Origin of the sequence: Vibrio sp. OPT20 (assembly GCF_963889365.1) — a bacterium.
Lineage (GTDB): Bacteria > Pseudomonadota > Gammaproteobacteria > Enterobacterales > Vibrionaceae > Vibrio > Vibrio splendidus.
This window is the reverse complement of record NZ_CAWPOA010000058.1, coordinates 536834-560907: the sequence shown is the minus strand read 5'-3', so window position 1 is coordinate 560907 and position 24074 is coordinate 536834. Positions and strand designations below refer to the sequence as shown.

Here is a 24074-nt window from a genome sequence, read left to right as displayed (position 1 = left end):
CGCCGCCATCACGACCGCCACGACCGCCACGGTTGCCATCACGACCGCCGCCGCCACGACGAGGCTCACGGAAGTCGTTGAAATCAACAACTACAGCGCCAGCTTCTTTTTGACGAATGCGAAGTTTACTTAGCTTACCAGCAGTTTCAGAGTTCATTGCTTTTGGCAGTTGAACGTAAGTAGAACCTTGGTCTAGCTTGATAGCACCGATAGAACCTTTAGTTAGGCCTAGTTCGTTTGCTAGTGCGCCAACGATGTCTTTAACCTGAACGCCTTGCTCACGGCCAACTTGTAGTTGGTACGTATCCCAATCTTGAGTATTGAAGTTACGACCACCACCGTCACGGCCATTGTCACGATCTTCACGACGCTCTTTGCGACGGTTCTTATCACGCTCAATAGCAGCGATCATTGGGTCTTCGCCAACGTAGAATAGTGGGCTCTTACCTTGCTGACGCTTAAGAAGCATTGCAGCTAGAGTAGCAGCATCAACTTCTAGAGATTCTTGTAGTGTAGAGATTAAACCTGCGAAGTTTTCTAGAGCTTTGCTCTCTTTCTCAGTTTCAAGCTCAGCACCAAGCTTAGCAACACGTGCAGCAGCAACTTCGTCACGTTGTGGAAGTTGGATTTCTTCCATTTGAGACTTAGTTACACGCTCGATTGTGCGAAGCATACGGATTTGGTTAGTACGAACTAGTAGGATCGCTTTACCTTTACGTCCAGCACGGCCAGTACGGCCAATACGGTGGATGTAAGATTCAACATCGAATGGGATGTCGTAGTTAAATACGTGAGTGATACGTGGAACATCAAGACCACGTGCTACAACGTCAGTTGCAACTAGGATATCGATAACACCTTGTTTGATGTGATCAACAGTGCGCTCACGTAGAGACTGAGGAATATCACCGTGCAATGCAGCAGCTTTGAAGCCACGTGCAGATAGCCAATCAGCTAGACGCTCAGTGTCTTGACGAGTACGTACGAATACGATTGACGCGTCAGTTTCTTCAGTTTCTAGAAGACGAGACATTGCTTCGTCTTTTTCTACGCCTTTAACAACCCAGTAATTCTGCGCTACTTTGTCAACTGTGTGGTTAGTACCAGCAACGTCAACTCGTGCAGGGTTACGTAGGTAACGGTCAACAATAGTCTTAACCATTGGAGGCATAGTTGCAGAGAAAAGTACACGTTGTGCAGATTCTGGAGCTTGCTCAAGAATCCAAGTAACGTCATCTACAAAGCCCATTTTCAGCATTTCATCTGCTTCATCAAGAACAAATGTATGCGCTTCATCTAGGTGTAGACGGTCACGAGTTAGTAAGTCTTTAACACGACCTGGAGTACCAACAACAATGTGAGCACCGCGGCTTAGAGCACGCATTTGGTCAACAATTGAAGCACCACCGTAGATTTCAAGAACTTTAAGACCGTTGATGTCACGACCTAAGTTTTTGATTTCCGCAGCAACTTGAATCGCTAGCTCACGAGTAGGAGCCATGATGATTGCTTGTGGTTTGTGTTGGTTCAGGTTGATTTTGTTAAGTAAAGGCAGAGAGAATGCTGCTGTTTTACCAGTACCAGTCTGTGCTTTACCTAGTGCGTCACGGCCTTCAAGAAGAAGAGGAATAGCTGCTGCTTGGATTGGAGTCGGAGAAACGAAACCCATGCTATCAAGAGCTGAAAGAATGTTATCGTTAAGGGCTAATTCATTAAATTGAATTACAGATTCGGACATTGGGATCCCACTATATATAAGTAAACAAAAGGTCCCGGGAGCTCTATCAATTCCAATACTGATCCAATCAGATACTGATTCCATTCAGAGTTACGAAGCAGTAATAAAACACTTCAAGCCATTAGGGACGTCTAAGGGAGGCGGATTATTCCCTAAATGCATAAAAAAATCCAGAAAAAATTGAAATACATCACATATTTTTCGCTTTTACATCAATACTGGTTATCATATCGTCAAAACTTGATGAATATCTCGTCACAGCACCCATCTTCTAGCAAATTGACCTAGTTAAATAAGAGGGCAATTAATTAACGCTCACTTCGCCTTTAAGTAGTAATCAAGCCTCGCAATGATTATAGTGTGCTCAATTGTCCTCGATAGATAAAAGTCAAAATGTTTCAAGATAATCCTCTACTCGCTCAACTCAAACAGCAAATCCAAGAAACCCTCCCTAAAAAGGAAGGTACAATCAAAGCCACTGAAAAAGGGTTTGGTTTTCTCGAAGTCGATAACAAGACCAGCTTCTTCATTCCACCTCCATACATGAAGAAATGTGTACACGGTGACAAGGTAATTGCCATCATTCGCACCGAGAAAGATCGCGAAGTAGCAGAGCCTGAGGAATTGATTGAACAAGGCCTTACTCGTTTTATTGCTCGAGTGAAGTTGTTTAAAAGTCGTTTGAACGTTGTTCCAGATCACCCACAACTGAAAAAGCTGCAACTTAAAGCGAAAGCAAAAAAGGGGCTAAACCCTGAAACGCTAAAAGAAGGCGACTGGGTTGTTGCTCATATCATTCAACACCCGTTAAAAGGTGACAACGGCTTCTTGGCTCAAATCTCTGAAAAAATCACAGATGCTGACGACAAGATCGCACCTTGGTGGGTAACGCTGGCACAAAACGACCTACCAAACAGCGAACCTGAAGGCATTGACGACTGGCAGATCAAAGACGACGCTGATCTTGAACGTATCGACATGACTCACGTCCCTTTTGTGACTATCGATGGCGAAAGCACAAAAGATATGGACGATGCGCTTTACGCTAAGAAGAAAGAGAACGGTGATTTTAAACTGACTATTGCGATAGCTGATCCTACCGCTTACATCTCTCCAGATGATGTGATGGATAAAGTGGCTCGTGAGCGCGGTTTCACTATTTACCTGCCTGGCCGTAACATTCCTATGTTACCTCGTGATCTAGCTGACAACTTATGTTCACTAATAGAGAACGAAGTTCGCCCGGCACTTTGCTGCACAGTAACAGTATCTAAAGAAGGTGTTATCGGTGATGACATTAACTTCTTCGCTGCGAACATCAAATCTCACGCTCGTCTTGCTTACGACCACGTATCAGACTGGTTAGAAACCGGTGCATCAGACAAATGGCAACCATCAGAAGAGATCGCTGCGATTGTTTCTGACCTTCACCAATTTGCACAAGCACGTTCAGCATGGCGCTCAACAAACGCTGTAGTGTTCCCAGATCGCCCTGACTACCGCTTTGAACTAAGCGAAGACAACGATGTTGTCGCTATCCACGCAGACATGCGTCGCACTGCAAACAAGTTGGTTGAAGAGTCTATGATCAGCGCGAACATCTGTGCAGGTCGAGTACTAAAAGAAAGCTTTAACCAAGGTGTCTTTAACTGTCACTCTGGTTTTAAAGCTGAGAAATTAACAGACGTTCTGGAGCTGGTTAACCCAGAAGCAGAAACACCGTTTACAGAAGAGCAGATCGTATCTCTGGAAGGCTTTGCTACTCTGCGTCGTTGGTTAGGTTCTTTAGACAACAGCTACTACGACAACCGTATTCGTAAATTCCAAGCGTACAGCGAGATCAGCAATGAACCTGCGCCGCACTACGCGATGGGATTAGACATTTATGCGACGTGGACGTCTCCAATTCGTAAATACGGTGACATGATTAACCACCGTATGCTTAAAGCACATATCTTAGGTAAAGCGCCAATTCAAACACCAGACGAAACTATTGGTGATGAACTTGCCCTGCACCGCCGTCACCACGGTATGGCTGAGCGCAATGTTGGCGATTGGTTGTACGCTCGTACTCTAGCAAACGCTCCTGTAGAAGAGACTCGCTTCCAAGCTGAGATCTTCGACATTAACCGTGCTGGTATGCGTGTGCGTCTACTTGAGAATGGTGCAGCTGCATTTATCCCTGGCTCTCTCATTATTGATAATAAAGAGAGAATAGAGTGCAACGGTGATATGGGTACTGTATCTATCGATAAAGAAATGGTATACAAACTGGGAGACGTTTTGGAAGTAGTTCTCTTCGAAGTTAATCAGGAAAACCGTAACTTAGTAGCAAAACCTACTCAAGTATTTGCGGACTTGCCTAGCGAGCCTGAAACAACAAACGAAACCGAAGCTTAAGAACTTTAACGGTTACGGCTTTCAAGGTTAGAGCTTTCAAGGTCAAAAGCTTCAAAGTTTCACTTCTAAAGGCGCTAATTATTAGCGCCTTTTTTGTAAATGTCTCATGCTTAAACAATACTTAAAAAAACAATCAATAAGCAATCAGTTTACAACGTCAAAGAAGCGCACTATGTCATCAATCACTGTTACTCAATTCAGAAATTTCATTCCCAGGAAACGGGAACGTTACCCCGCCTCTAAAAACGGTATTTTCATCGTTTCTAAAGGCAGTATTTCTTTCGTGCTACCTGATGGGACTGAAGCCTCATTGCAAGCCGGAGATTTTACTCTTTACAATTCTGGTCAGATTAAAGACATCACCGTTGACACTGAGAATGGCGAATTCAGCGCAACCTGTGTAGATTTTGATTTAGCTATTTTTCAGAAATTCATTAATCAGTTTAGCGACCTAGAACCCACTCGAGTCCCAGATAAATACATTAAGTTTAATCAAACTGATACCGAAATCTGCCAATTGAAAGAGCTCATCATGTCACTCGTTCATTCATCGACTCAGAATGACTACGCACTCACTCAATTAGGTTTAGGTTTGCTCTCTCTAATGGTGGAGCAGCACCCTGCTCTGTTAGTTATTATTGCCCGAGCGTCAAGGTTAACCGTGACGCAAAAGGTCATTCATTACATTGAACAGAACATTGAAAATAATATCTCACTCGATACCCTAGCCAGCTATATGGGGATGTCACCAGCCACACTTAAGCGCCGTTTATCGGCTGAAGACCTTTCCTTTTCAAATCTATTAAAGATAAAGCGAATCGCCCACGCAGCGACACAGCTCAGAACATCGAATAAATCTATTACTCAAATCGCTTATGAATCTGGATTTAAAAGCGCGGCACACTTCAGTACAGCCTTTAAAACCTATCATGGCAAGACTCCAAAAGACTTCCGCTCTTTGGTTGCACAGTCTTATTAGTTGCATAATCTTATTGGCTGTACTGTCTTATTAGTTGAACAGTCTTAGAAAGTACGGGGACAGGTGCAGGTAAAAGTATAAATCTGAAATGTGTTGGTGGGAATTTACGAAGGTCGTTCGTTTTTGGTATCAAACCACCAGCGAACGCCTAAGTAAAATGGTCACGACCAGAAGTAAGATTTAGGGTCTTTTTCTATTTCAGCCAAAATAGCATCAAGATCCTTGGATTGAGGAAGGTAAGGGTAAGGCCCCCAATTGACAGAGTCGGTTTCCGCATTATCTTCAAGTGGCACCATCACCACCCAGCAAGATAACGACTCATCAAAGGTAACGCAGGCGATCTCGTTGGTATAATCACTATGAGATGAGTCGAGTAGATAATGCGCCTGAGAAAACAGCACACCACCCTCACACTCTTCATAAAGGGATTTGCCTAGCTCTACAGGTAAACTACGATTTCGTGAAGTACAGAGCCTCTCAGCTCCAATTAAAAGACGATTCAGTTCTATATGAATAACGGACATAACACCCCTTGTAACTTCATAGAAACTTCTAAGTAGTGAATTCCTCTACTTAGCTTAGGACTCAACGATCATTTTAGCGAACAAGTGCAAACAAAATACCCGCCCTGCTCCCAGAAACGAATCCTTCTTCAGTAAACACATTCTAAAAGGGTAAAGCCGTCTAAATTTCATTAACCAGTCCCATTTTGGCAGCCACACTGTCTTTCACTCACCAGATTAACCGCTATAACGTATCCGTATAGAATTTCACAAAAGTGTCATATAACCGACCTATCATAGCCAACAAATGTTATTAACTAGGAGTTGTTTATGTTACGAGTCGCGCTTGCCTCTCTTTTATCCTTAGCCCTGTCTTCTCAAGCTGCTTTAGCACAAGAAACCAATATTTCGGGCTCCACTTCTGTATCACGAGTGATGGATGTTTTAGCAGAGGAGTACAACAAGACTCACCCTGATAACTACATTGCGGTTCAGGGCATCGGTTCTACAGCGGGTATTACCATGGTTAATAAAGGTGTCTCTGATATTGGTATGAGCTCGCGTTACTTAACTGACCGCGAACAGGACGAAAAATTGAAGGTATTTCCAATTGCCTTTGACGGCCTAGCAGTCGTAACTAACCGTTCAAACGCTGTAAGCAACGTTACACGTGAGCAGCTGTTCGATATCTACAAAGGCAAAATTACGAACTGGAAAGCCGTGGGTGGCGCAGATCAGCCTATCGCAGTTGTAACTCGCGAAGCGTCTTCTGGTTCACGCTATAGCTTCGAAAGCTTGCTTGGTTTAACGAAAATTATTAATGACCGTCTAGTGTCTGACATCAACCCAAATAACTTGGTTGTAAGCAGCAACAGCATGGTTAAAACGATTGTTAACCATAACCCACACGCGATTGGATTCATCTCTGTTGGTTCGATCGACCGTTCGATTAAAGCCATTACCTTTGAAGGCATAGAGCCAACATCAAAGAACATTGCTAACCACAGCTATGAATTGGCTCGCCCGTTCTTGTTGCTACACAAAACTGAATCAGTTTCTGACGAGAGCAAAGATTTCATCAAGTTCGTGAAGTCAAAGCAAGGGCAAGATCTTATTGAAGAGTACGGCTACACACGTATTAAGTAGCTTACTGCGTCTAAACTAACTAACCGCGTATTAATTAGCAAAACACGCATTAAGTAATTACACACGTACTAAATAGCGACATACACATTAAGTTAGCAAAATGCTTTTCGTGATGTTGTTACCAACGCTAGAGATGTCGATTTGATATGGCACAAACAAAAAGAGAGAGCCTTAAGCTCTCTCTTTTTTTGAATCTATAATCTTCGCTTAAAGCAGTTCCACTTACAAAAAAGCTCTAGAAGTGAAGTTGGATTACCGAAACAATCACAGCGCCAGGACGACGAATACCTTCGATTTCTACGCGAATTTCGCGTTCAATCTCTAGGCCTTTCTTAATTGGCGTTACTTTTGTTAGCGTACTTTTAGCACGAACGTTACTGCCCGATTTTACAGGATATGGGAAACGAACTTGGTTAAGACCAATGTTTACAACCATCTTCGCTGTTGGGAATTGAGACTTATCAGGATCAACACTGTCAGTCAGTCTAGGAAGCAGAGACAAAGTCAAAAAACCATGTGCGATGGTTGTTTTGAACGGAGAATCTGTTTCAGCCTTAGAAGGTTCAGTATGGATCCATTGCATATCTTCAGTAACAAGGCCGAACTGGTTGATACGGTCTTGACTAACATTGATCCAGTCGCCAGTATGAATAACTTCACCGATCTGCTGATTAAGCTCATCAAACACAAGCTGTGCTTCTCGCGTTAATACGAGCGGCTGTTCTATTGGCATCTCTGGTGCATCTTCATTTACAGCAGGTTTGTGGTGATCACGAACCCAAGCAAAGAAATGGCTATTTTGCGTACGATTCAGAAAGTCACCCCAGTAATCTCTAAGAGCTGGAGACATCCATTGCATAAACTCTGAGTGTTGCAAAGACACGCTATCGCCTCGGTGTTTAAATAAATCAATGACTTTCATAAGAACCTCAATGCACAAAAAATTTCAATATAACTAGGCAATTTTGAAACACTTCACACTATTGTGCAAATGTTTTCGAGCATACACTCGTTAGCTGAACACTGTTATTTCCATATTAAACAGACACTTAACAATAAAACATCATTTTATTACAAAACCTAAATTAGAGTGTTAGCTCCATCACAAAACGAACATTTGATTATATAAATAGCGTTTTTATTCACAAGCGGAATAAAAAGGCTTAGCGTAATGCTAAGCCTTAGTTTTTACAAGGACTTAATCTTGCAAGGGATTAGCCTTGCAAAGCGTTAATCTGACCGGAGTTAAGTCTCCTATTCGTCATCAAGTGGAATCAGCTTAGTCGTGCCACCGTGTGCCTTCTCACGCTTACGTTGCACGAATGCATAGAAGCCAGGGATTAGGAATGTACCCGCTAACAACACACATAGCAGACCGCCGATCAGTGAAATACCCAACGAGTTCTGGCTCACGTGACCTGCGCCCGCTGCGAAGATAAGCGGGAAGATACCTAAGATGAACGACCAAGAGGTCATGTTCACAGCACGGAAACGCAGCGTACCGCCCTTCACTGCCGCATCTTCAATTGATGCGTCTTTCTCTTCACGCTCCACTTTTGCGAACTCTACAATCAAGATTGCGTTCTTCGCGGCCAAGGCTATCAAGAGAACCAAACCAATTTGCGCATAGAGGTTCAACGGTGTGCCTGTTAGATTCAACGCTAAGAAGGAGCCTAAGGTTGCAACCGGTACCACTAAGATAATCGCTATCGGTATTGTCCAACTCTCGTATTGAGCCACCATAAACAGGTAGATGAAGATCAGAGCCAGTGCAAAAGCAAAGATCGCTTGGTTGCCTGCCAATACTTCTTGGTAGGCCATGCCTGTCCATTCGTACTGATAACCCTGAGGTAAGACTTCAGCGGCTACACGTTCCATTGCAGCAATCGCATCACCACTTGAGTAACCCGGCGCTGGTTGGCCTTGAATCACGGCACTGCGGTACATGTTGTAACGCCATGCGACATCTGGTTCGAAGATCTGGTCGTAAGTCACCAATGTACTGAGCGGGATCATCTCGCCATTAGACGAGCGCACGTGGAATCGTTGGAGATCATCCATGCTGCTACGGTGTTCACTATCAGCTTGCATGGTCACGCGGAAGTTCTTACCAAACATGGTGAAATCGTTCACGTACAGTGAACCAAGATTACCTTGCAGAGTTTGGAATATTTCCGACAACGGAATACCTAACTGTTGTGCTTTCTCACGGTCGATATCGACATAGTAGTGAGGAACGTTGGCACGGAAAGTACTGAACGTATGTGAAATCTCAGGCTGTTTGTTCGCCTCAGCAATCACGTCATTCATTACCATCGCCAGATCAGTACGACTACGACCTAATGTATCTTCTAGAACAAATTCGAAACCAGAAGCAGCACCCATACCCGGAACAGCTGGAGGTCCCATTGCAAACACGATAGCTTGAGGCAGTTCAGTGGCCGCTCGACCATTAATACGTTGTGAGATAGCTTGTGCGGAATGTTGACCATCCAGTGCGTTACGCATATCCCAATCATGCAGTTTGATAAATAGCGACGCGCCATTCGAAGCAGAAGCGCCTGTCATGAATGCGTAGCCGTTTACCAGTGTCACACCATCAACACCCGGCTCTTGCTCAACCATCTCTAGCAACTGCTCAGTCACATCTTCAGTACGAGACAGTGATGCCGCGTCAGGAAGCTGCACGTTAACCAGCAAAATACCTTTATCTTCTTGAGGTACAAACGCCGTTGACGTTGTTTTCGCGAAGTAAGTAACTGCTGCTAGTGCCACAACAAAGAAGGTAAACAGCAGAACACCTTTTTTCACAAGGAAGCCCGCGATTTGGCCGTATTTGTTAGTAACAGACTCTAAGCCACGGTTGAACGCTTGGTACCAACGAGTTGTGTTGCCACCGCCCTGCTTTAGAACCAGTGAACACAATGCTGGTGACAGCGTTAGAGCATTAATAGAAGAGATAACAACCGCGATACAAATAGTCAGAGCAAACTGACGATACATGATGCCAGTAATACCCGGCAACATCGCCACAGGGATAAACACGGCAAGAAGTACCAGTGTTGATGTAACGATAGGACCCGTTACTTCTTTCATCGCGATCAGTGTTGCTTTACGCGGTGAAATAGTTGGGTCTTTGGCCATCGTGGTATCGACGTTTTCGATAACCAAGATCGCATCATCTACCACGATACCAATCGCCAATATCAAACCAAACAGGGTTACCGTGTTGATGGTAAATCCTGTCATCTGCATGACGGCAAAGGTACCAATCAACGACACCGGAATCGCAACCACAGGAATCAAGGTTGCACGCGCACTACCTAAGAACAGGTACGTCACCGCAATCACCAGCAAGATAGCTTCGATGAGCGTTTTCACTACGCCCTTAATCGACTCTGCAACAAAGACTGTGGTGTCATAACTCGCCTCGTAAGCCACACCTTCAGGGAAGTTAGTGCTTAGATTGTCGAGCATCGCCATGACCGCTTTGCCACTTTCCAACGCGTTTGCGTCTGACTGAAGTGACAGCGTTACGATTGAAGCGTCTTGTCCTCGGTATTTACCATTGCCATCGTAGAATTTTTTACCTAACTCAACGCGTGCAATGTCTTTTAAGTAAACGGTTGAACCATCTTGATTTGCACGAAGTACAACATTTTCAAACTCATCAGCCGTTTCTAAGCGGCCTTTTGTCACCAAGTTGAACTGTACTTCTTGTGGATTGGCGTATGGTGCGGCACCAATACGACCGGCAGCGACTTGAACATTTTGTTCAGCCAATGCGCCATACACATCGGATGTTGTTAGGTTCAGGTTAGCCATTTTCTCAGGGTCTAACCAAACACGCATCGAATACTCACCGCCGCCCAACACGTTCACTTCACTAATACCCGACACACGTGCCAGTTGGTCTTTAATGTTTAAGTTTACGTAGTTGATCAGGAACTGGTCATCATACTCACCGTTTGGAGAGTAGAAGTTCAATACCATCAAAAGGTCAGGTGAACGTTTCTTAACCGTTACGCCAACCATTCTAACTTCTTGTGGAAGCTTCGATTCGATTTGGGCGACTCGGTTCTGAACGTTGACCTGAGCCATATCAGCATCAGTACCGACATCAAAGGTCACATTTAGGTTGTATGAACCGTCGTTAGCACTTTTAGAAGACATGTAGATCATATCTTCTACGCCATTCACCGACGTCTCTATGGGGTCGGCTATCGCCTGTTCCACCACTTCAGCACTGGCACCCGTGTAGAATGCCGATACACTGACCGATGGTGGGCTAATTTTGGGATATTCGGCCACTGGTAAGATAGCGAGAGAGATCGCACCCGCCAGCGTTAATATTATGGATATGACAAGGGCAAACTTAGGCCTTTGAATAAAGAAACGACTTAACATAAATAGCCCCCTTACTCAGCTTGTTCAGCAGAAGCTTGAATACGAACGGACATACCATTACGTACACGCTGTAGGCCTTGAGTGATCACCGCATCGTCTTTCTCTAATCCAGATTGAACAATCACCCCACCTTCAACTTGTCGACCCATCTCAATATTTCTACGCTCAGCGACTGGTGCAGCTTCGCCTTCAACCAGTACCATTACAAAGTCACCTTCTAGGTCGGTTTGAACTGCACGTCGCGGAATAGTCACAACATCAATAGATTGTTTTTCACGCAGATCAACGCGCACATGTTGACCCGGAAGTAGTTGCTGATTCGGGTTATCGGCAATCGCACGCATCGCGATTGTGCCTGTATTGAGGTTGATACGATTGCCCAAGAAATCAAGCTGACCTAGGTGTTCAAACGCTTCACCATTCTCAAGTATGATCTGAACTTCAACACCCGCAGAGTCGCTGCTGCCGTCGCCTTCAATGCGATCCATCCCTAACTCAATACGCTCACGCTCACTGATGCTGAACGACGCATGAATTGGGTCTAGGCTAACCAAGGTAGTTAATACACCTGAAGACGGCGAAACCAGATCACCAGTACTCACTTTGGTGTCGCTGATTCTTCCAGAAAAAGGCGCGGTAATTTGGGTATGAGAAAGCTGAACATTGGCTGCGTTTAACTGAGCATGGCTAGCTTCAAGTTGCGCTTGTGAACCTAATAAGTTTGCCGTCAATGCATCGAATTCCGATTGAGAAATACTGCCTTTAGGAAGTAGATTCTTACCACGGTTGAAATCAAGTTCAGCTTTTTTAAGGTTCGCATTCGCTTGAGCTACAGAGGCTTTTGCACTTGCAACTTCAGCTTCAAACGAAGATGGCTCGATTGAGTAAAGCAATTGGCCCTTTTCGACCATTTGGCCTTCATTGAAATGACGGCTTTGTAGATAGCCTGAAACCTGCGCGGTGATAGCCGTGTCTTCAACGGCTTCAATACGACCGATGTACGACTTACTTTGCTGGTGAGAAACAACGCTAACATCCTGTACAGCTACGAGAGGTAGAGGCGTTTGCTTGGCATTTTGAGCATCTTGCCCACACCCAGCAAGAATAAGAGAGCTTGCAAGAGCCGTAAGGATCAACTTTTTACGCATGGTTATACCGTCACTTATTAGTATTTGAACAGCATAAAATTTACGTAACACACTCGTCACCATTGTCCGAGGAATATCAATTATAACTAGCCAAAGTGTATCAATATGTTAATTGAAACCAAGTGCTTATAAAGTGTTTACAAACGCGTTACAATTCCTAAGTAAATCAACCTCTCAGCTTTTGTTCTCTATGGATATTGTCTAACATAATGTATGGTCAGACAGATAAGCATTCACATTTAATTGTTAAGGAATTCTCATGATTTCAAAATGGGCTAAACGTTTCTATCAAATGGCGGAATTGGTCGGTTCTTGGAGTAAAGATCCTTCAACTCAAGTCGGCGCCGTAATCACTAAGCACAACCGTATTGTTTCCGTTGGTTTTAATGGCTACCCACATGGCGTGTCTGATAGTGCGGATACTGATGACAGGGAAATGAAGTACCTCAAGACGCTTCACGCTGAAGAAAATGCAATCTTGTTTGCTAAACGTGATTTAGACAGTTGTGAAGTTTGGGTGACTCACTTCCCTTGTCCGAACTGTGCAGCAAAAATCATCCAAACTGGGATTTCAGCGGTACATTGCCCAGAGCAAAGTGAAGACTTCCTTTCTCGTTGGGGAGATAAGATCAAGATAAGCCAAGATATGTTTGAGCAAGCTGGTGTAGAAGTAGACTGGTTACCACTCGCTGACCTAGACTGATATCGAAGCTGAATTTCAGATATAGAAAAGCCGAGAGTCGATCTTATCGCTCTCGGCTTTCTTTTACTTTCAGTGCCTTACGTTTCGAACATGAAATGCGTAAACAACATAAAGCGTTAGTTAGGATTAAGCGTTAATTGGGGTCAAACGCTAGTTGGAAAGGCCTCTGCGTACGCTTCCATAAAGTCTTTACGAATATCTTGCTCAAGATGAATCGCTTTTTCGGTCGGACAGAAGATCATAAAGTGCACTTCTTGCTCACCCGTTGAGCTGCTCGTGATATGAATGTGCGGTTCAGAGCCAGGAAGGTCAACGCCAGCGTGCTTCTCAATCACACCATTGTAACGACGGGCAACATCGATAAACTCTTCACAATGCTCTTCAATTCTCACGATGAGATCCGGGATCATTGGGTATAGGTTTACAAAGTCTTTTACCGTCACAAAAAAGTTGTGGTAGACATAACGCTTCATGAAGTTGAGGTTCTTTACTGGATAAGTGAAGAACATACTATTAGGCAGCGTGGCGGTCTTGCCAGTGAAGTGATATTGCCCGTGATACAAATCGATTTCTTGAATCACAGTCGCCATCAAATTGTGCTCAATCACCTCACCGCTGATCTTCCCTACCTCAATCCAATCACCAATTCGAAAGGAGCGAGAACTCGCACGTTGAATAGAGCCAGTAAAACAAAGAATGATCTCTTTTGAAGCCACGACTATCGCAACCGCAATAGCGGTAACAGACAACGCAAATTCGCTGATTTCAGATTTCCACAACACAAATAAAGTGACCATAATAATGGCAAACGTACCGTTCTTGGTGCGTGACATCCAATTACGTTGGTCTTCACTCAGAAAAGCGACATCACCACGGATTCGAGACAAAGTGATTCGTCGGATTATTAATATAATGCAGATGATCAGCACACTAAAAATAAACTTATTAGCGAGTAAGAAATCGATCACTTGCCACAACTTTTCCATTACGTATTCCTTTGTATTACAACAATTAAGCTTTATAACGACGAGCTTTACAGCGACTGACTCAACCCAAAAAACGCATTATAAAAAAGCGCTCAAAAATAGAGCGCTCCTTTTCATGATTAATTCAGCTTAGGTAAGGCTATCATTTTATCTTGGCAGAAGTAATAAATTGACCAAAAGTTTCACACCAAATCACAACCGTATTAAATCGATTAAGATCAGTACCTTCAGGCAGCTCAACCATAAATCGGTCGAATGTTTTCACATCTCCGACTCTCAGTAACTCGCTCTTGCTGTCATTGAATGCCTGTTCGGTTTCAATAAACTTAGGCGAGAGGTAAACTTTGTAATCAGGCCCCGGTGCCAGTTCACCTTCAAAAGCTATCGCACTTTCAGAAACAGAAACGATGCCTTCTCCCCAATGCAAAAAGTCACTGTCTTGTCGGTCTTTAGTGAACTCGCCTGTGTAGATCGCCTGCTGACTGATCGCTTTAACCGAACTTGAAGACGGAGAATCAGGCTCAATCAAGATAGGTAGTGCATAGACACCAAGCCCAAAACCAACAGCACCCACGGCTAAGTGGGTGCAAAGTAAAACTAACTTTTTCATCGCGTACTCCCTTATGCTTAAAGAGAGTATTATTGAATACTCTCAAAAATACAAAGAGATATCGCGTTGGAAGTCGCTATTTTTGGTAGTGCGTTGCCGTACGTTGAGACAGCTCAACAATCACTTTTACCGCCTGCTCCATACCTTGAATGGTAATGAACTCATGAATACCGTGGTAGTTATAGCCGCCAGTGAAGATATTCGGACACGGTAGGCCCATGAAAGATAAGCGAGCGCCGTCTGTACCGCCTCGGATCGGTTTGATCATTGGCTCAACATCGCACTCGATCATCGCTTGCTTCGCTAATTCAATAATATGTTGATGCGGTTCAACCATCTCTTTCATATTGAAGTAGCTATCGGTTAGCACCAGCTCAACGCGGCCTTTCTCAAGACGCTCATTCAACTCATCCACTTTCTGTTGCATGAATGCCTTACGCGCTTCTACACCCTCACGTTCAAAATCACGGATGATGTAACCCAGTTCAGAGCGAGCTACACCCATTTCAGCTGATTTCAGGTGGTAGAAACCTTCATAACCTTCTGTGCACTCAGGTGTCTCTTGCGCTGGCATCATCAATTGGAATTGAGCCGCGATATTCATCGCGTTGACCATTTTGCCTTTTGCGGTACCCGGATGAACGTTCACGCCATGACAGATAACATCGGCGCTCGTGGCATTAAAGTTCTCAAATTCCAACTCCCCTACTGGGCCACCATCGATGGTATACGCCCATTCGGCACCAAACTTCTTAACATCAAACAGGTTAGCACCACGGCCGATCTCTTCGTCTGGCGTGAAGCCAATACAAATATCGCCGTGTTTGATCTCTGGATTCGCTTTGAGGTAAGCAATTGCACTGATTATTTCAGCGATACCCGCTTTGTTGTCGGCACCAAGCAAAGTCGTACCGTCAGTCGTAATAAGGTCGTGGCCATGTAAAGAATCAAGATCTGGGTATTGGCTTGGGTTCAAGCATTCACCGCTTGCACCTAATTCTATCGTTCCACCTTGATAATCTTTAATCAGCTGTGGTTTCACGTTCGCACCGGAAGCATCAGGAGCGGTATCCATATGTGCGACAAAGCCAATGGCAGGCACATCGTAATCGACATTCGACGGCAGTTTCGCCATCAAATAGCCATTTTCGTCTAAAGAGACATCAACTAACTCTAATGCGATCAATTCTGATTTTAAGGCTTCAGCAAATGTTATTTGACCCGGTGAACTTGGGCACTGCTGATTAGAAGGATCGGATTTAGTATCAAAAGTAACGTAATTCAGAAAACGTTCTACAAGCTTTTCCATAATTCATCTCACCATGGATTAAGTAATTGATTTACTGACCTAATTATTATGTCGATAAGCGATGTATCGTTAAATAAAGACGAACACAGAGTCAGTAGCGAGGTTTTTCATCTTACGCCCCTGACCATCTATGTAATTGCTCTACATCATTATTGTGCGAAATTAGACGAGCTTCCTATACTTGAAATCAGAGGGTTTCGTCAGTTCAACATTGCATACGGATGATAAGAGATCGCTTTGTACGCATTCTACGCCCTCCACTCTCAGCCTATAAAAAGTACAAAGTGGATGATGATCACCCTTTATCCTTGATGCAGAATCTGTCATACGTTACACGGAGACACAGTTATGACGATTAATAAATATTTCATTTTATCTCCTCAAGCCTCTGAGGAAACGCTTCAGCCAGCATTAACTGAGAAAGAAGTTCAAAGGCAGGAAGCTCTAAGACAGGCGCAATCTCAAGGTGGGTTTGACACCAACGCGACCTCGTAACTTAATCAATACTCAGAACATATTTATAGAACCCCTAATAAAAGAGCTCTACTTCTCTATGATGTAGAGCTCTTTTGTCTTTGACTCTTCTTCTCTCTTTCTATGATGTCCTATTCAGGCGTCAAACCCATTCACGTTTTGTGACTCCCCTGCTTTATATCTATAGCTCCACGACTATGCGGCTAGCTCATTCGCTACGTTGAGAAATGACTCATTAAACTTCCCTCAGCCATACCTTGTCGTGTCATTTTGTGCTAATAATTTATATTCGTTTTCATTCCTCACTCGCTCTCTTTTCAAAAACTCTAATGCGAGTACCAGAGAACTTAACCACAGGAATCCCGAATTCAATGGAATATTCAAAACTAGGAAGTAGTCAAATTCCCGTTTCCCGCATCTGTCTTGGCAGCATGACTTGGGGGTTGCAAAATACGCAGCAGCAAGCCGACCAACAGATCGAATACGCACTAAGCCAAGGTATTAACTTCATCGATACTGCAGAAATGTACGCGGTTCCGCCTTCTCCAGAGACCTACGGCAAAACAGAAGCGATTATTGGTAACTGGCTATCGCGCCACCCGCAGCGCCGCCAAGAATTGATCATAGCGAGTAAGATTGCAGGCCCAGGCCTCCCTTGGGTTCGAGATGGTGGTCCTATAACGGGTGAAGCCGTAATCGAAGCGGTTGATGCGTCATTAAAGCGTCTACAGACTGATTATATCGACCTATATCAACTGCATTGGCCAAATCGAAATACACCTCACTTTGGAAAACAGTTCCCAAATCAAATTCGCTTCAGTGATATCGACCGGAAGCAGCATGAAGGGGAAATGTTGGAGATCCTTCAAGCCCTAGCGAGCTGCGTTAAAGCAGGAAAAATCCGTCATGTTGGTTTGTCTGATGACACTACTTGGGGTATCAACACCTATCTCAAGCTGAGCGAAAAACATGATTTGCCACGCATGGTCTCGATTCAGAATGAATTCAGCCTACTGCACGCAAAAGACTGGCCGTATCTGATTGAGAACTGTGTGCATGAAGACGTCGCTTACCTGCCTTGGTCACCGTTATCTGGAGGAATGCTCAGTGGAAAATACATCGATGGCGCAAGACCGGAAGGCAGCCGCTGGACATACATGCAGCGTAAGGGCATTTTCCGCGACACCGAATCTGCCAATGAAGCGGTAAAAGGATATGCAGAAGTCGCGAACACTCATGGATTTACGCCGAGCCAGCTTGCATTAGCATGGTGTAATCAAGTCGATGGTGTTACCTCATCCATCATTGGAGCGACCACGATGGAACAGCTCAAAGAAAACGTAGCCGCTTTCAGCAAGCCTCTATCAGAAGAGATACTCACTGATATCAACACAGTGTTTAAGCGCTACCCTGTTCCATATTAAGCTGTCAGTTCAGCTTAACTTAACTTAACTTAGGTAAGTAAATCCCATAAGAGCGCGCTATTTAGTGCGCTTTTCTTTTTTAAGTGAGTTGCTTTTGCTTTTTATGTGGATCGCATTGAGCTATCACGCTTTTGGTTCTCCAACCTTTGCTCTATAATGCGCGGGCTTATATCTAGGATAAAAACATGATTTCAAAAAACCAATTAAAACTCCTTCGTGCTTTGGGCCAAAAGAAACAACGTAAAGCCCACGGTTTGTTTCTAGTTCAAGGTGAAAAGAACGTTCTTGAGCTGTTCAATAGTGACTTAGTCGTGAAGAACGTCTTTGCTACCGCTGATTTCTTATCTGAAAATCACGCTTCACTGTTTGAGTTTGATTGTGTTGAAGCTTCACTAGATGACCTAACCAAAGCGAGTACTTTGGTGAGTAACAATGCGGCGATTGCTGTCGTTGAGATCCCAACATTTGAACTGCCAGAAGCAACTGGGCTGATGATTGCACTAGATGGCGTTTCAGACCCGGGCAACCTAGGTACGATTATTCGTGTAGCAGACTGGTATGGCATTAAGCATATCGTTGCGAGCAGCGATTGTGCAGACCCATACAACCCTAAGACCATCAGTGCAACTATGGGTAGCTTTGGCCGAGTACACGTAAGCCAAACAGACTTACCGGCTTATTTAGAACAAGCGAACCTACCGGTTTACGGCGCGTTCTTAGAAGGCGAAAGTGTTCATAAGACAGAATTTACTGCCAATGGCATTTTGCTAATGGGCAGCGAGTCTCACGGCATTCGTGAACATGCGGCTAAATACGTAACGGATAAGATTACGATTCCTGCATTCGGTGGCGCAGAGTCTCTGAACGTAGCAATGGCGACAGGCATCATTCTCGACAACATGCGTCGTCAGCATAGCTAGATTTCATAAGCTAACGATCCAATCGACAATGTTCAGGTATTAGAAAAGGCGTATTGATTAAATCAGTACGCCTTTTTATTTGAGTTCTTTTCAACAACTACTTTTCTAACATTGCCAACTTATCAGACACACCATTCCACTTTTCAGCTTCATCCATCGGTGCTTTTACTTCAGTTTGCACAGGCCAAATCTCGGCAAGCTCGGCATTCACTTCAATAAAGATCTTTTGATCTTCTGGCAGTTCATCTTCTTGGAAAATCGCTTGAGCATCACATTCAGGTACACATAAACCACAATCAATGCATTCGATTGGGTTGATTACCATGAAATTCGGGCCTTCATGGAACGCATCTGCGGGACACACTGCCACACAGTCTGTGTATTTACATTGAATACAGTTATCGCCTACGACAAATGCCATGATGCTCTGCTCTATAAGTTAGTCAAAATTGAAGAATGGAGGATAATACTCATCCCAAGGCAAAATTCAACATCATACGGCTCTAATATCGTGTCTATTTGCTCCATGTTTCCAAATTAGTATGACAGATAAATCAATTTCTCGTAAAATGCGCGCCATTGTGAGCTTATCGCTTCTTTCAACATCAGCGTTGTCATCAAACTCTGTATTAAGAAACGATCTAGCTAAGACACCTATAAAGACGAGACATCAAAATGATACGTTTAACCGAAATTAAACTCCCACTAGACCATGAAGAGTCAGCCATTCAAGACGCTATTGAAGCAAAGCTTGGCATTAACGCTGATCAGGTACTTTCTTTTAATATCTTTAAACGTGGCTACGATGCTCGTAAGAAATCAAAAATCTTACTTATCTACACGCTTGATGTTCTCGTTGAAAACGAAGCTGAGTTGTTAGAACAATTCATCAGCGACCCACACGTAAAAGTGACTCCTGACATGGAGTACAAATTCGTGGCTAAAGCGGTTGAGCACCAAACTGAGCGCCCTGTCGTTATCGGTTTTGGCCCTTGTGGTTTGTTCGCAGGCCTAGTGCTTGCTCAAATGGGCTTCAATCCAATCATCGTTGAGCGTGGCAAAGAAGTTCGTGAACGTACGAAAGATACCTTTGGTTTCTGGCGTAAGCGCACACTGAACACTGAATCAAACGTACAGTTCGGTGAAGGTGGCGCAGGTACATTCTCTGACGGTAAGCTATACAGCCAAGTTAAAGATCCAAAGCACTACGGCCGTAAGGTAATCGAAGAGTTTGTTGCTGCTGGCGCACCAGAAGAAATCCTATACGTAAGTAAACCGCACATCGGTACCTTTAAACTGGTTACCATGATTGAGAAGATGCGTGCTTCTATCATTGAGCTAGGTGGCGAAATCCGTTTCAGCACTCGCGTAGACGACGTTCATATGGAAGACGGTCAAATCACTGGCCTAACGCTTTCTAACGGTGAAGAGATTAAAACTCGCCATGTAGTACTGGCCGTAGGCCACAGTGCTCGTGATACGTTTGAAATGCTGCACGAACGTGGCGTTTACATGGAAGCTAAGCCTTTCTCTGTTGGTTTCCGTATCGAACACAAACAGGCGATGATCGATGAAGCTCGCTTCGGTAAAAACGCAGGTAATCCTATCTTAGGTGCAGCGGACTACAAATTAGTACACCACTGTAAGAATGGCCGCACTGTATACAGCTTCTGTATGTGCCCAGGTGGTACTGTGGTTGCTGCGACTTCTGAAGAAGGCCGCGTAGTAACCAACGGCATGAGCCAATACTCTCGTGCAGAACGTAACGCAAACAGTGCCATCGTTGTGGGTATCGACCCAGAGCGTGATTACCCAGGTGACGCACTAGCAGGTATCCGTTTACAGCGTGAATTAGAAAGTGCCGCTTATGTTCTAGGTGGCGAGAACTACGATGCCCCTGCGCAGAAGATCGGTGACTTCCTAAAAGGCCGCGATCCAAGTGAAATCGGTGAAGTAAAACCATCATTCACACCAGGTATCCACCTAACTGACATTTCAAAAGCGCTACCTGATTTTGCTATCGAAGCGATTCGTGAAGCAATCCCGGCGTTCGAGAAGAAGATCAAAGGTTTCTCTACGCCAGACGGTCTACTAACAGGTGTTGAGACTCGTACGTCTTCTCCTGTCTGCATCAAACGTGGCAAAGACTACCAAAGTATCAACCTTAAGGGCTTCTTCCCTGCTGGTGAAGGCGCAGGCTACGCTGGTGGTATCCTATCTGCTGGTATCGATGGTATTAAAGCGGCGGAAGCGCTAGCACTGTCTATGGTTGAACAGAACCAAGCTGAGAAGATTGAGATCGCTTAGGCTCTCGGTTTATTTATCTAAATGGGTTTGTCTATCTAAATCAGATAACAGCTAGCAAATATCAAAAAGGGCTCTATGAGCCCTTTTTTAGATCTTGATACTAGCCATCGAGATTAATGCTGGTAGATGCAATTACTCTTCGTTTGACTTGATTTGGTCTGAATTCCACTTCCCTTCATGAATCGCGGAATTGACGTCTCTTCTTGGTAACCAGCCCATGGTTTCGAGTTCGGGTTTATCTTTGAAGTGATCAACGTAACCAATACACAAGTACGCCACAATATCGATGTTTTCTGGGATATCTAATGCGTCTCGCAGTGTTGAGTCATGCAGGATACTCACCCACCCTAAGCCTAGGTTTTCGGCTCTTGCTGCGAGCCATAGGTTTTGAACCGCACACACGGTGCTGTACAGATCCATCTCTTGTTTGATGGTTCTGCCTAACACGACCTTTCCGGTTCGATTACGGTCGCAAGTCACACAGATACCGATCGGTGATTCAACAATACCTTCAAGCTTTAATCGCTTATACATCGCCTGCTTTTCATCGGTGAACATTTCCGCGGATTCTGCATGAGCCTGATTAAAACCGGCTTTGATTTGTTGCTTGGTTTCGATATCACGGACAACGACAAAATCCCAAGGCTGCATAAACCCAACACTGGGAGCATGGTGCGCTGCGGTTAGCACACGCATCAAAACGTCTTCTGGGATCTCATCAGGAAGAAACTGACCACGAACATCTCGGCGAGAAAAAATCGTTTTATATACTGCATCGCGTTCATTCGGCGTAATTTCCATACATCCCTGTCTTATCGTCGTCTTATTGAGTCAGTATTATCCAACTAAAGTGTCTATGTTACTAGCGGTACACAAGCAACATGGTAGAATGCCGCCATTAATCTTATCCTTGTATAAGATTGTTGAACCTTTCCATCGCTATTTAGCCAAATCATACCGAGAAACTTATGCCATTTTCCAAGCTTGGATTAAGCTCACCTATTGTTAAAGCCGTTGCAAAACAAGGCTATGAAAAGCCAACCTCTATTCAAGAAAAAGCAATTCCGATTGTGCTTTCTGGTAAGAACCTTATTGCTGCTGCACAAACAGGTACAGGTAAAACTGCGAGCTTTGTTCTCCCTATCTTAGAAATGCTAAGTAAAGGTGAAACACAACGTAAAAAACGCATTCGCGCTGTTATTCTGACACCAACTCGTGAGCTTGCGATTCAGGTTGAACAGAACATTACTAAGTACGCGAAGTTCCTAAACCTGACATCATTAGCGATGTACGGTGGCGTGTCTTACCAACACCAGAAAGATCGTCTTATTGAAGGCGTTGATATTCTTGTGGCAACACCAGGTCGTTTGATCGATATGTACGGACAACGTGCCGTTCACTTTGATGAAGTTGAAGTTCTGGTTCTTGATGAGGCCGACCGCATGCTAGACATGGGTTTCATCGAAGACATCAACAAGATCATCGCGCGTTTGCCACAAAACATTCAAAACCTGTTGTTCTCAGCAACGCTATCAACGCCAGTTCGTGCGCTAGCGAAAAGCGCAATCAGTGAAGCGGAAGAGATTTCAATTGCCAAAACTGACGCTTCTAAAGCGAACATTGAGCAATGGTTGGTAACCGTCGATAAAGACCGCAAATCTGCGCTATTAAGCCACATGATCACTGACGGTGAATGGGACCAAGCGCTTATCTTTATCGAGACCAAACACGGCGCAGCTAAGCTAGTTGCCCAACTTGAAAAACGTGGCATCCAAGCTGAAGCTTTCCACAGTGGACGTAGCCAAGCGATTCGTGAAAAGATTCTGGCTGACTTTAAGAAAGGTCGTCTAAAATATCTAGTTGCAACGGGTGTTGCTGCTCGTGGTATCGATATCGATAACCTAAGCCGCGTAGTCAACTACGACATCCCATTCCCAGCGGATGACTATGTACACCGTATTGGTCGTACAGGCCGTGCTGATGCATCTGGTGAAGCAATCTCTTTCCTATCGAAAGACAACTTCAAGAACCTGTGCATTATCGAAAAACGTCTTGGTCACTTGATTGAGCGCCGCGTTGTTGAAGGTTTCGAACCACGCAAAGAAGTCCCAATTTCAGTATTGAACTTCGTGCCTAAAAAGAAAAGAGACCTACAGCAACCTGAGTAATTTCAGATTTAGAAAATGCGAAAGTCCGCATTAGCAAAAAAATAAAACGAAGCCCAATGTGGCTTCGTTTTGCTCTTAGAAATACAAATAAAATTGAGGCAATAAGATGATCACTCCTATCGCAACGAGATTAACCCGAGGCCAAGACCTAAAGCTTGAGATCCAAAAGCTAGTGACAGCGCACAATATCTCAGCGGGCTCTGTCGCGTCTTGTGTCGGATGTGTTTCTCAACTCAATATTCGTCTGGCTAATGCAAACAACACCAAGCTAATCATAGCTCCGTTCGAAATTGTGTCGCTTATGGCAACACTAACCCCAAATCACCAGCATGTTCATATATCCGTTGCTGATGAAAATGGCAATGTGATTGGTGGGCATTTGCTTGAAGAGACGATTATCGCAACCACCGCTGAATTGATTATTCACCGCTACGATACTTTGACCTTCAACAGAGAGCATGACGATTCTACAGGTTATACTGAGCTCACTGTCAGTAGCAACACGCAATAGAACAACAACACGCAATAGATCGCCCCGTAGCAACACTAAGCGCCCCATATAAAGCGATACAACCAAATAGTATTAGGAAACACGATGGCTCCAAACTCCGCAGACTCCGTTATCGTTCTCGATTTCGAAACCACAGGCTTATCGCCAAACATGGGTGACCGAGCGATTGAAATCGGTGCGGTTAAACTCGTTAACGGCGAAGTCGTCGACACGTTCCAGCAGCTCATGAATCCAGGGTTTCGTGTTAGCGGGTTCATTGAAAGCTATACCGGAATCAGTAACCGTATGTTAAGCACTGCGGCCAGTTGCAGTGAAGTGATGGATGAGTTTGCAGACTTTAT

General features: G+C 44.3%; 21 protein-coding genes. 11 read left to right on the top strand and 10 right to left on the bottom strand.

Going from position 1 to position 24074, the window contains the following annotated elements; all coding sequences use genetic code 11:
- Nucleotides 1-1738, bottom strand: a 1738-nt coding sequence (locus AACR09_RS14570; protein WP_228010613.1) for a DEAD/DEAH box helicase, incomplete at its 3' end; no start/stop codon positions are given.
- A 393-nt stretch (nucleotides 1739-2131) separates the two neighbouring features.
- Here AACR09_RS14570 and rnb point away from each other — a divergent pair.
- Together rnb and AACR09_RS14560 are read left to right on the top strand one after the other, a co-directional pair.
- Nucleotides 2132-4138 carry an exoribonuclease II gene (rnb, locus tag AACR09_RS14565; protein ID WP_193835258.1) on the top strand — a complete coding sequence of 669 codons (2007 nt, stop codon included), beginning with the start codon at nucleotides 2132-2134 and terminating at the stop codon, nucleotides 4136-4138.
- 172 nt (nucleotides 4139-4310) lie between these two features.
- Nucleotides 4311-5117 carry a helix-turn-helix domain-containing protein gene (locus AACR09_RS14560; protein ID WP_004731740.1) on the top strand — a complete coding sequence of 269 codons (807 nt, stop codon included), beginning with the start codon at nucleotides 4311-4313 and terminating at the stop codon, nucleotides 5115-5117.
- Between the two features lie 161 nt (nucleotides 5118-5278).
- On the opposite strand, the gene AACR09_RS14555 is transcribed toward AACR09_RS14560, so the two are convergent.
- Nucleotides 5279-5641: a DUF3024 domain-containing protein gene (locus tag AACR09_RS14555; protein ID WP_017077443.1), complete on the bottom strand. Its 363-nt coding sequence runs from the start codon at nucleotides 5639-5641 to the stop codon at nucleotides 5279-5281.
- Between the two features lie 309 nt (nucleotides 5642-5950).
- On the opposite strand from AACR09_RS14555, the gene AACR09_RS14550 reads away from it, so the two are divergent.
- The gene (locus AACR09_RS14550; RefSeq protein ID WP_004731743.1) at nucleotides 5951-6766 is read left to right on the top strand and encodes a phosphate ABC transporter substrate-binding protein; all 816 of its coding nucleotides are present in this window, start codon (nucleotides 5951-5953) and stop codon (nucleotides 6764-6766) included.
- A 235-nt stretch (nucleotides 6767-7001) separates the two neighbouring features.
- Here the strand turns inward: AACR09_RS14550 and AACR09_RS14545 are convergent, their stop codons facing one another.
- From AACR09_RS14545 to AACR09_RS14535, 3 genes are all read right to left on the bottom strand, one after another.
- The gene (locus tag AACR09_RS14545; protein WP_193835257.1) at nucleotides 7002-7688 is read right to left on the bottom strand and encodes a MaoC family dehydratase; all 687 of its coding nucleotides are present in this window, start codon (nucleotides 7686-7688) and stop codon (nucleotides 7002-7004) included.
- A 332-nt stretch (nucleotides 7689-8020) separates the two neighbouring features.
- Nucleotides 8021-11173 carry an efflux RND transporter permease subunit gene (locus AACR09_RS14540; RefSeq protein ID WP_193835256.1) on the bottom strand — a complete coding sequence of 1051 codons (3153 nt, stop codon included), beginning with the start codon at nucleotides 11171-11173 and terminating at the stop codon, nucleotides 8021-8023.
- 11 nt (nucleotides 11174-11184) lie between these two features.
- The gene (locus tag AACR09_RS14535) at nucleotides 11185-12321 is read right to left on the bottom strand and encodes an efflux RND transporter periplasmic adaptor subunit (protein WP_193835255.1); all 1137 of its coding nucleotides are present in this window, start codon (nucleotides 12319-12321) and stop codon (nucleotides 11185-11187) included.
- Nucleotides 12322-12580: 259 nt separating this feature from the next.
- On the opposite strand from AACR09_RS14535, the gene AACR09_RS14530 reads away from it, so the two are divergent.
- The gene (locus tag AACR09_RS14530; RefSeq protein ID WP_004731749.1) at nucleotides 12581-13024 is read left to right on the top strand and encodes a dCMP deaminase family protein; all 444 of its coding nucleotides are present in this window, start codon (nucleotides 12581-12583) and stop codon (nucleotides 13022-13024) included.
- A 143-nt stretch (nucleotides 13025-13167) separates the two neighbouring features.
- Here the strand turns inward: AACR09_RS14530 and AACR09_RS14525 are convergent, their stop codons facing one another.
- From AACR09_RS14525 to pepT, 3 genes are all read right to left on the bottom strand, one after another.
- Nucleotides 13168-14010 carry a mechanosensitive ion channel family protein gene (locus AACR09_RS14525; protein WP_193835254.1) on the bottom strand — a complete coding sequence of 281 codons (843 nt, stop codon included), beginning with the start codon at nucleotides 14008-14010 and terminating at the stop codon, nucleotides 13168-13170.
- Nucleotides 14011-14152: 142 nt separating this feature from the next.
- Entirely contained in the window at nucleotides 14153-14620 is a 468-nt protein-coding gene (locus AACR09_RS14520; RefSeq protein ID WP_193835253.1) for a DM13 domain-containing protein, read from the bottom strand.
- Between the two features lie 76 nt (nucleotides 14621-14696).
- Complete coding sequence (gene pepT / locus AACR09_RS14515) at nucleotides 14697-15929, bottom strand: peptidase T (RefSeq protein ID WP_193835252.1); 1233 nt, start codon at nucleotides 15927-15929, stop codon at nucleotides 14697-14699.
- Between the two features lie 348 nt (nucleotides 15930-16277).
- Between pepT and AACR09_RS14510 the strand changes: the two genes are divergently transcribed.
- From AACR09_RS14510 to AACR09_RS14500, 3 genes are all read left to right on the top strand, one after another.
- Complete coding sequence (locus AACR09_RS14510) at nucleotides 16278-16424, top strand: hypothetical protein (protein ID WP_004731758.1); 147 nt, start codon at nucleotides 16278-16280, stop codon at nucleotides 16422-16424.
- Between the two features lie 350 nt (nucleotides 16425-16774).
- Nucleotides 16775-17827, top strand: a complete 1053-nt coding sequence (locus tag AACR09_RS14505; RefSeq protein ID WP_017081940.1) for an aldo/keto reductase — start codon at nucleotides 16775-16777, stop codon at nucleotides 17825-17827.
- Between the two features lie 185 nt (nucleotides 17828-18012).
- Complete coding sequence (locus AACR09_RS14500; RefSeq protein ID WP_004731761.1) at nucleotides 18013-18747, top strand: RNA methyltransferase; 735 nt, start codon at nucleotides 18013-18015, stop codon at nucleotides 18745-18747.
- A 97-nt stretch (nucleotides 18748-18844) separates the two neighbouring features.
- On the opposite strand, the gene fdxA is transcribed toward AACR09_RS14500, so the two are convergent.
- Nucleotides 18845-19168, bottom strand: a complete 324-nt coding sequence (gene fdxA / locus AACR09_RS14495; protein WP_004731764.1) for a ferredoxin FdxA — start codon at nucleotides 19166-19168, stop codon at nucleotides 18845-18847.
- A 254-nt stretch (nucleotides 19169-19422) separates the two neighbouring features.
- Here fdxA and AACR09_RS14490 point away from each other — a divergent pair, with 254 nt between their 5' ends.
- Nucleotides 19423-21054 carry an NAD(P)/FAD-dependent oxidoreductase gene (locus tag AACR09_RS14490; RefSeq protein ID WP_193835251.1) on the top strand — a complete coding sequence of 544 codons (1632 nt, stop codon included), beginning with the start codon at nucleotides 19423-19425 and terminating at the stop codon, nucleotides 21052-21054.
- A 132-nt stretch (nucleotides 21055-21186) separates the two neighbouring features.
- Here AACR09_RS14490 and bluB read toward each other — a convergent pair whose 3' ends face one another.
- Complete coding sequence (gene bluB, locus AACR09_RS14485) at nucleotides 21187-21855, bottom strand: 5,6-dimethylbenzimidazole synthase (RefSeq protein WP_065104568.1); 669 nt, start codon at nucleotides 21853-21855, stop codon at nucleotides 21187-21189.
- Between the two features lie 167 nt (nucleotides 21856-22022).
- Here bluB and AACR09_RS14480 point away from each other — a divergent pair, with 167 nt between their 5' ends.
- From AACR09_RS14480 to AACR09_RS14470, 3 genes are all read left to right on the top strand, one after another.
- Complete coding sequence (locus AACR09_RS14480) at nucleotides 22023-23222, top strand: DEAD/DEAH box helicase (protein WP_004731773.1); 1200 nt, start codon at nucleotides 22023-22025, stop codon at nucleotides 23220-23222.
- Nucleotides 23223-23328: 106 nt separating this feature from the next.
- A complete protein-coding gene (locus AACR09_RS14475; protein WP_102481517.1) occupies nucleotides 23329-23733 on the top strand; it encodes a PPC domain-containing DNA-binding protein in 405 nt (134 codons plus the stop codon).
- Nucleotides 23734-23817: 84 nt separating this feature from the next.
- On the top strand, nucleotides 23818-24074 hold a 257-nt coding region (locus AACR09_RS14470), incomplete at its 3' end, for a 3'-5' exonuclease (RefSeq protein ID WP_228010611.1).

Excerpts from the sequence above, each read along its gene's own strand:
- rnb (WP_193835258.1), top strand. The coding sequence starts at position 2,132 with ATGTTTCAAGATAATCCTCTACTCGCTCAACTCAAACAGCAAATCCAA.
- AACR09_RS14560 (WP_004731740.1), top strand. The coding sequence starts at position 4,311 with ATGTCATCAATCACTGTTACTCAATTCAGAAATTTCATTCCCAGGAAA.
- AACR09_RS14555 (WP_017077443.1), bottom strand. The coding sequence starts at position 5,641 with ATGTCCGTTATTCATATAGAACTGAATCGTCTTTTAATTGGAGCTGAG.
- AACR09_RS14550 (WP_004731743.1), top strand. The coding sequence starts at position 5,951 with ATGTTACGAGTCGCGCTTGCCTCTCTTTTATCCTTAGCCCTGTCTTCT.
- AACR09_RS14545 (WP_193835257.1), bottom strand. The coding sequence starts at position 7,688 with ATGAAAGTCATTGATTTATTTAAACACCGAGGCGATAGCGTGTCTTTG.
- AACR09_RS14540 (WP_193835256.1), bottom strand. The coding sequence starts at position 11,173 with ATGTTAAGTCGTTTCTTTATTCAAAGGCCTAAGTTTGCCCTTGTCATA.
- AACR09_RS14535 (WP_193835255.1), bottom strand. The coding sequence starts at position 12,321 with ATGCGTAAAAAGTTGATCCTTACGGCTCTTGCAAGCTCTCTTATTCTT.
- AACR09_RS14530 (WP_004731749.1), top strand. The coding sequence starts at position 12,581 with ATGATTTCAAAATGGGCTAAACGTTTCTATCAAATGGCGGAATTGGTC.
- AACR09_RS14525 (WP_193835254.1), bottom strand. The coding sequence starts at position 14,010 with ATGGAAAAGTTGTGGCAAGTGATCGATTTCTTACTCGCTAATAAGTTT.
- AACR09_RS14520 (WP_193835253.1), bottom strand. The coding sequence starts at position 14,620 with ATGAAAAAGTTAGTTTTACTTTGCACCCACTTAGCCGTGGGTGCTGTT.
- pepT (WP_193835252.1), bottom strand. The coding sequence starts at position 15,929 with ATGGAAAAGCTTGTAGAACGTTTTCTGAATTACGTTACTTTTGATACT.
- AACR09_RS14510 (WP_004731758.1), top strand. The coding sequence starts at position 16,278 with ATGACGATTAATAAATATTTCATTTTATCTCCTCAAGCCTCTGAGGAA.
- AACR09_RS14505 (WP_017081940.1), top strand. The coding sequence starts at position 16,775 with ATGGAATATTCAAAACTAGGAAGTAGTCAAATTCCCGTTTCCCGCATC.
- AACR09_RS14500 (WP_004731761.1), top strand. The coding sequence starts at position 18,013 with ATGATTTCAAAAAACCAATTAAAACTCCTTCGTGCTTTGGGCCAAAAG.
- fdxA (WP_004731764.1), bottom strand. The coding sequence starts at position 19,168 with ATGGCATTTGTCGTAGGCGATAACTGTATTCAATGTAAATACACAGAC.
- AACR09_RS14490 (WP_193835251.1), top strand. The coding sequence starts at position 19,423 with ATGATACGTTTAACCGAAATTAAACTCCCACTAGACCATGAAGAGTCA.
- bluB (WP_065104568.1), bottom strand. The coding sequence starts at position 21,855 with ATGGAAATTACGCCGAATGAACGCGATGCAGTATATAAAACGATTTTT.
- AACR09_RS14480 (WP_004731773.1), top strand. The coding sequence starts at position 22,023 with ATGCCATTTTCCAAGCTTGGATTAAGCTCACCTATTGTTAAAGCCGTT.
- AACR09_RS14475 (WP_102481517.1), top strand. The coding sequence starts at position 23,329 with ATGATCACTCCTATCGCAACGAGATTAACCCGAGGCCAAGACCTAAAG.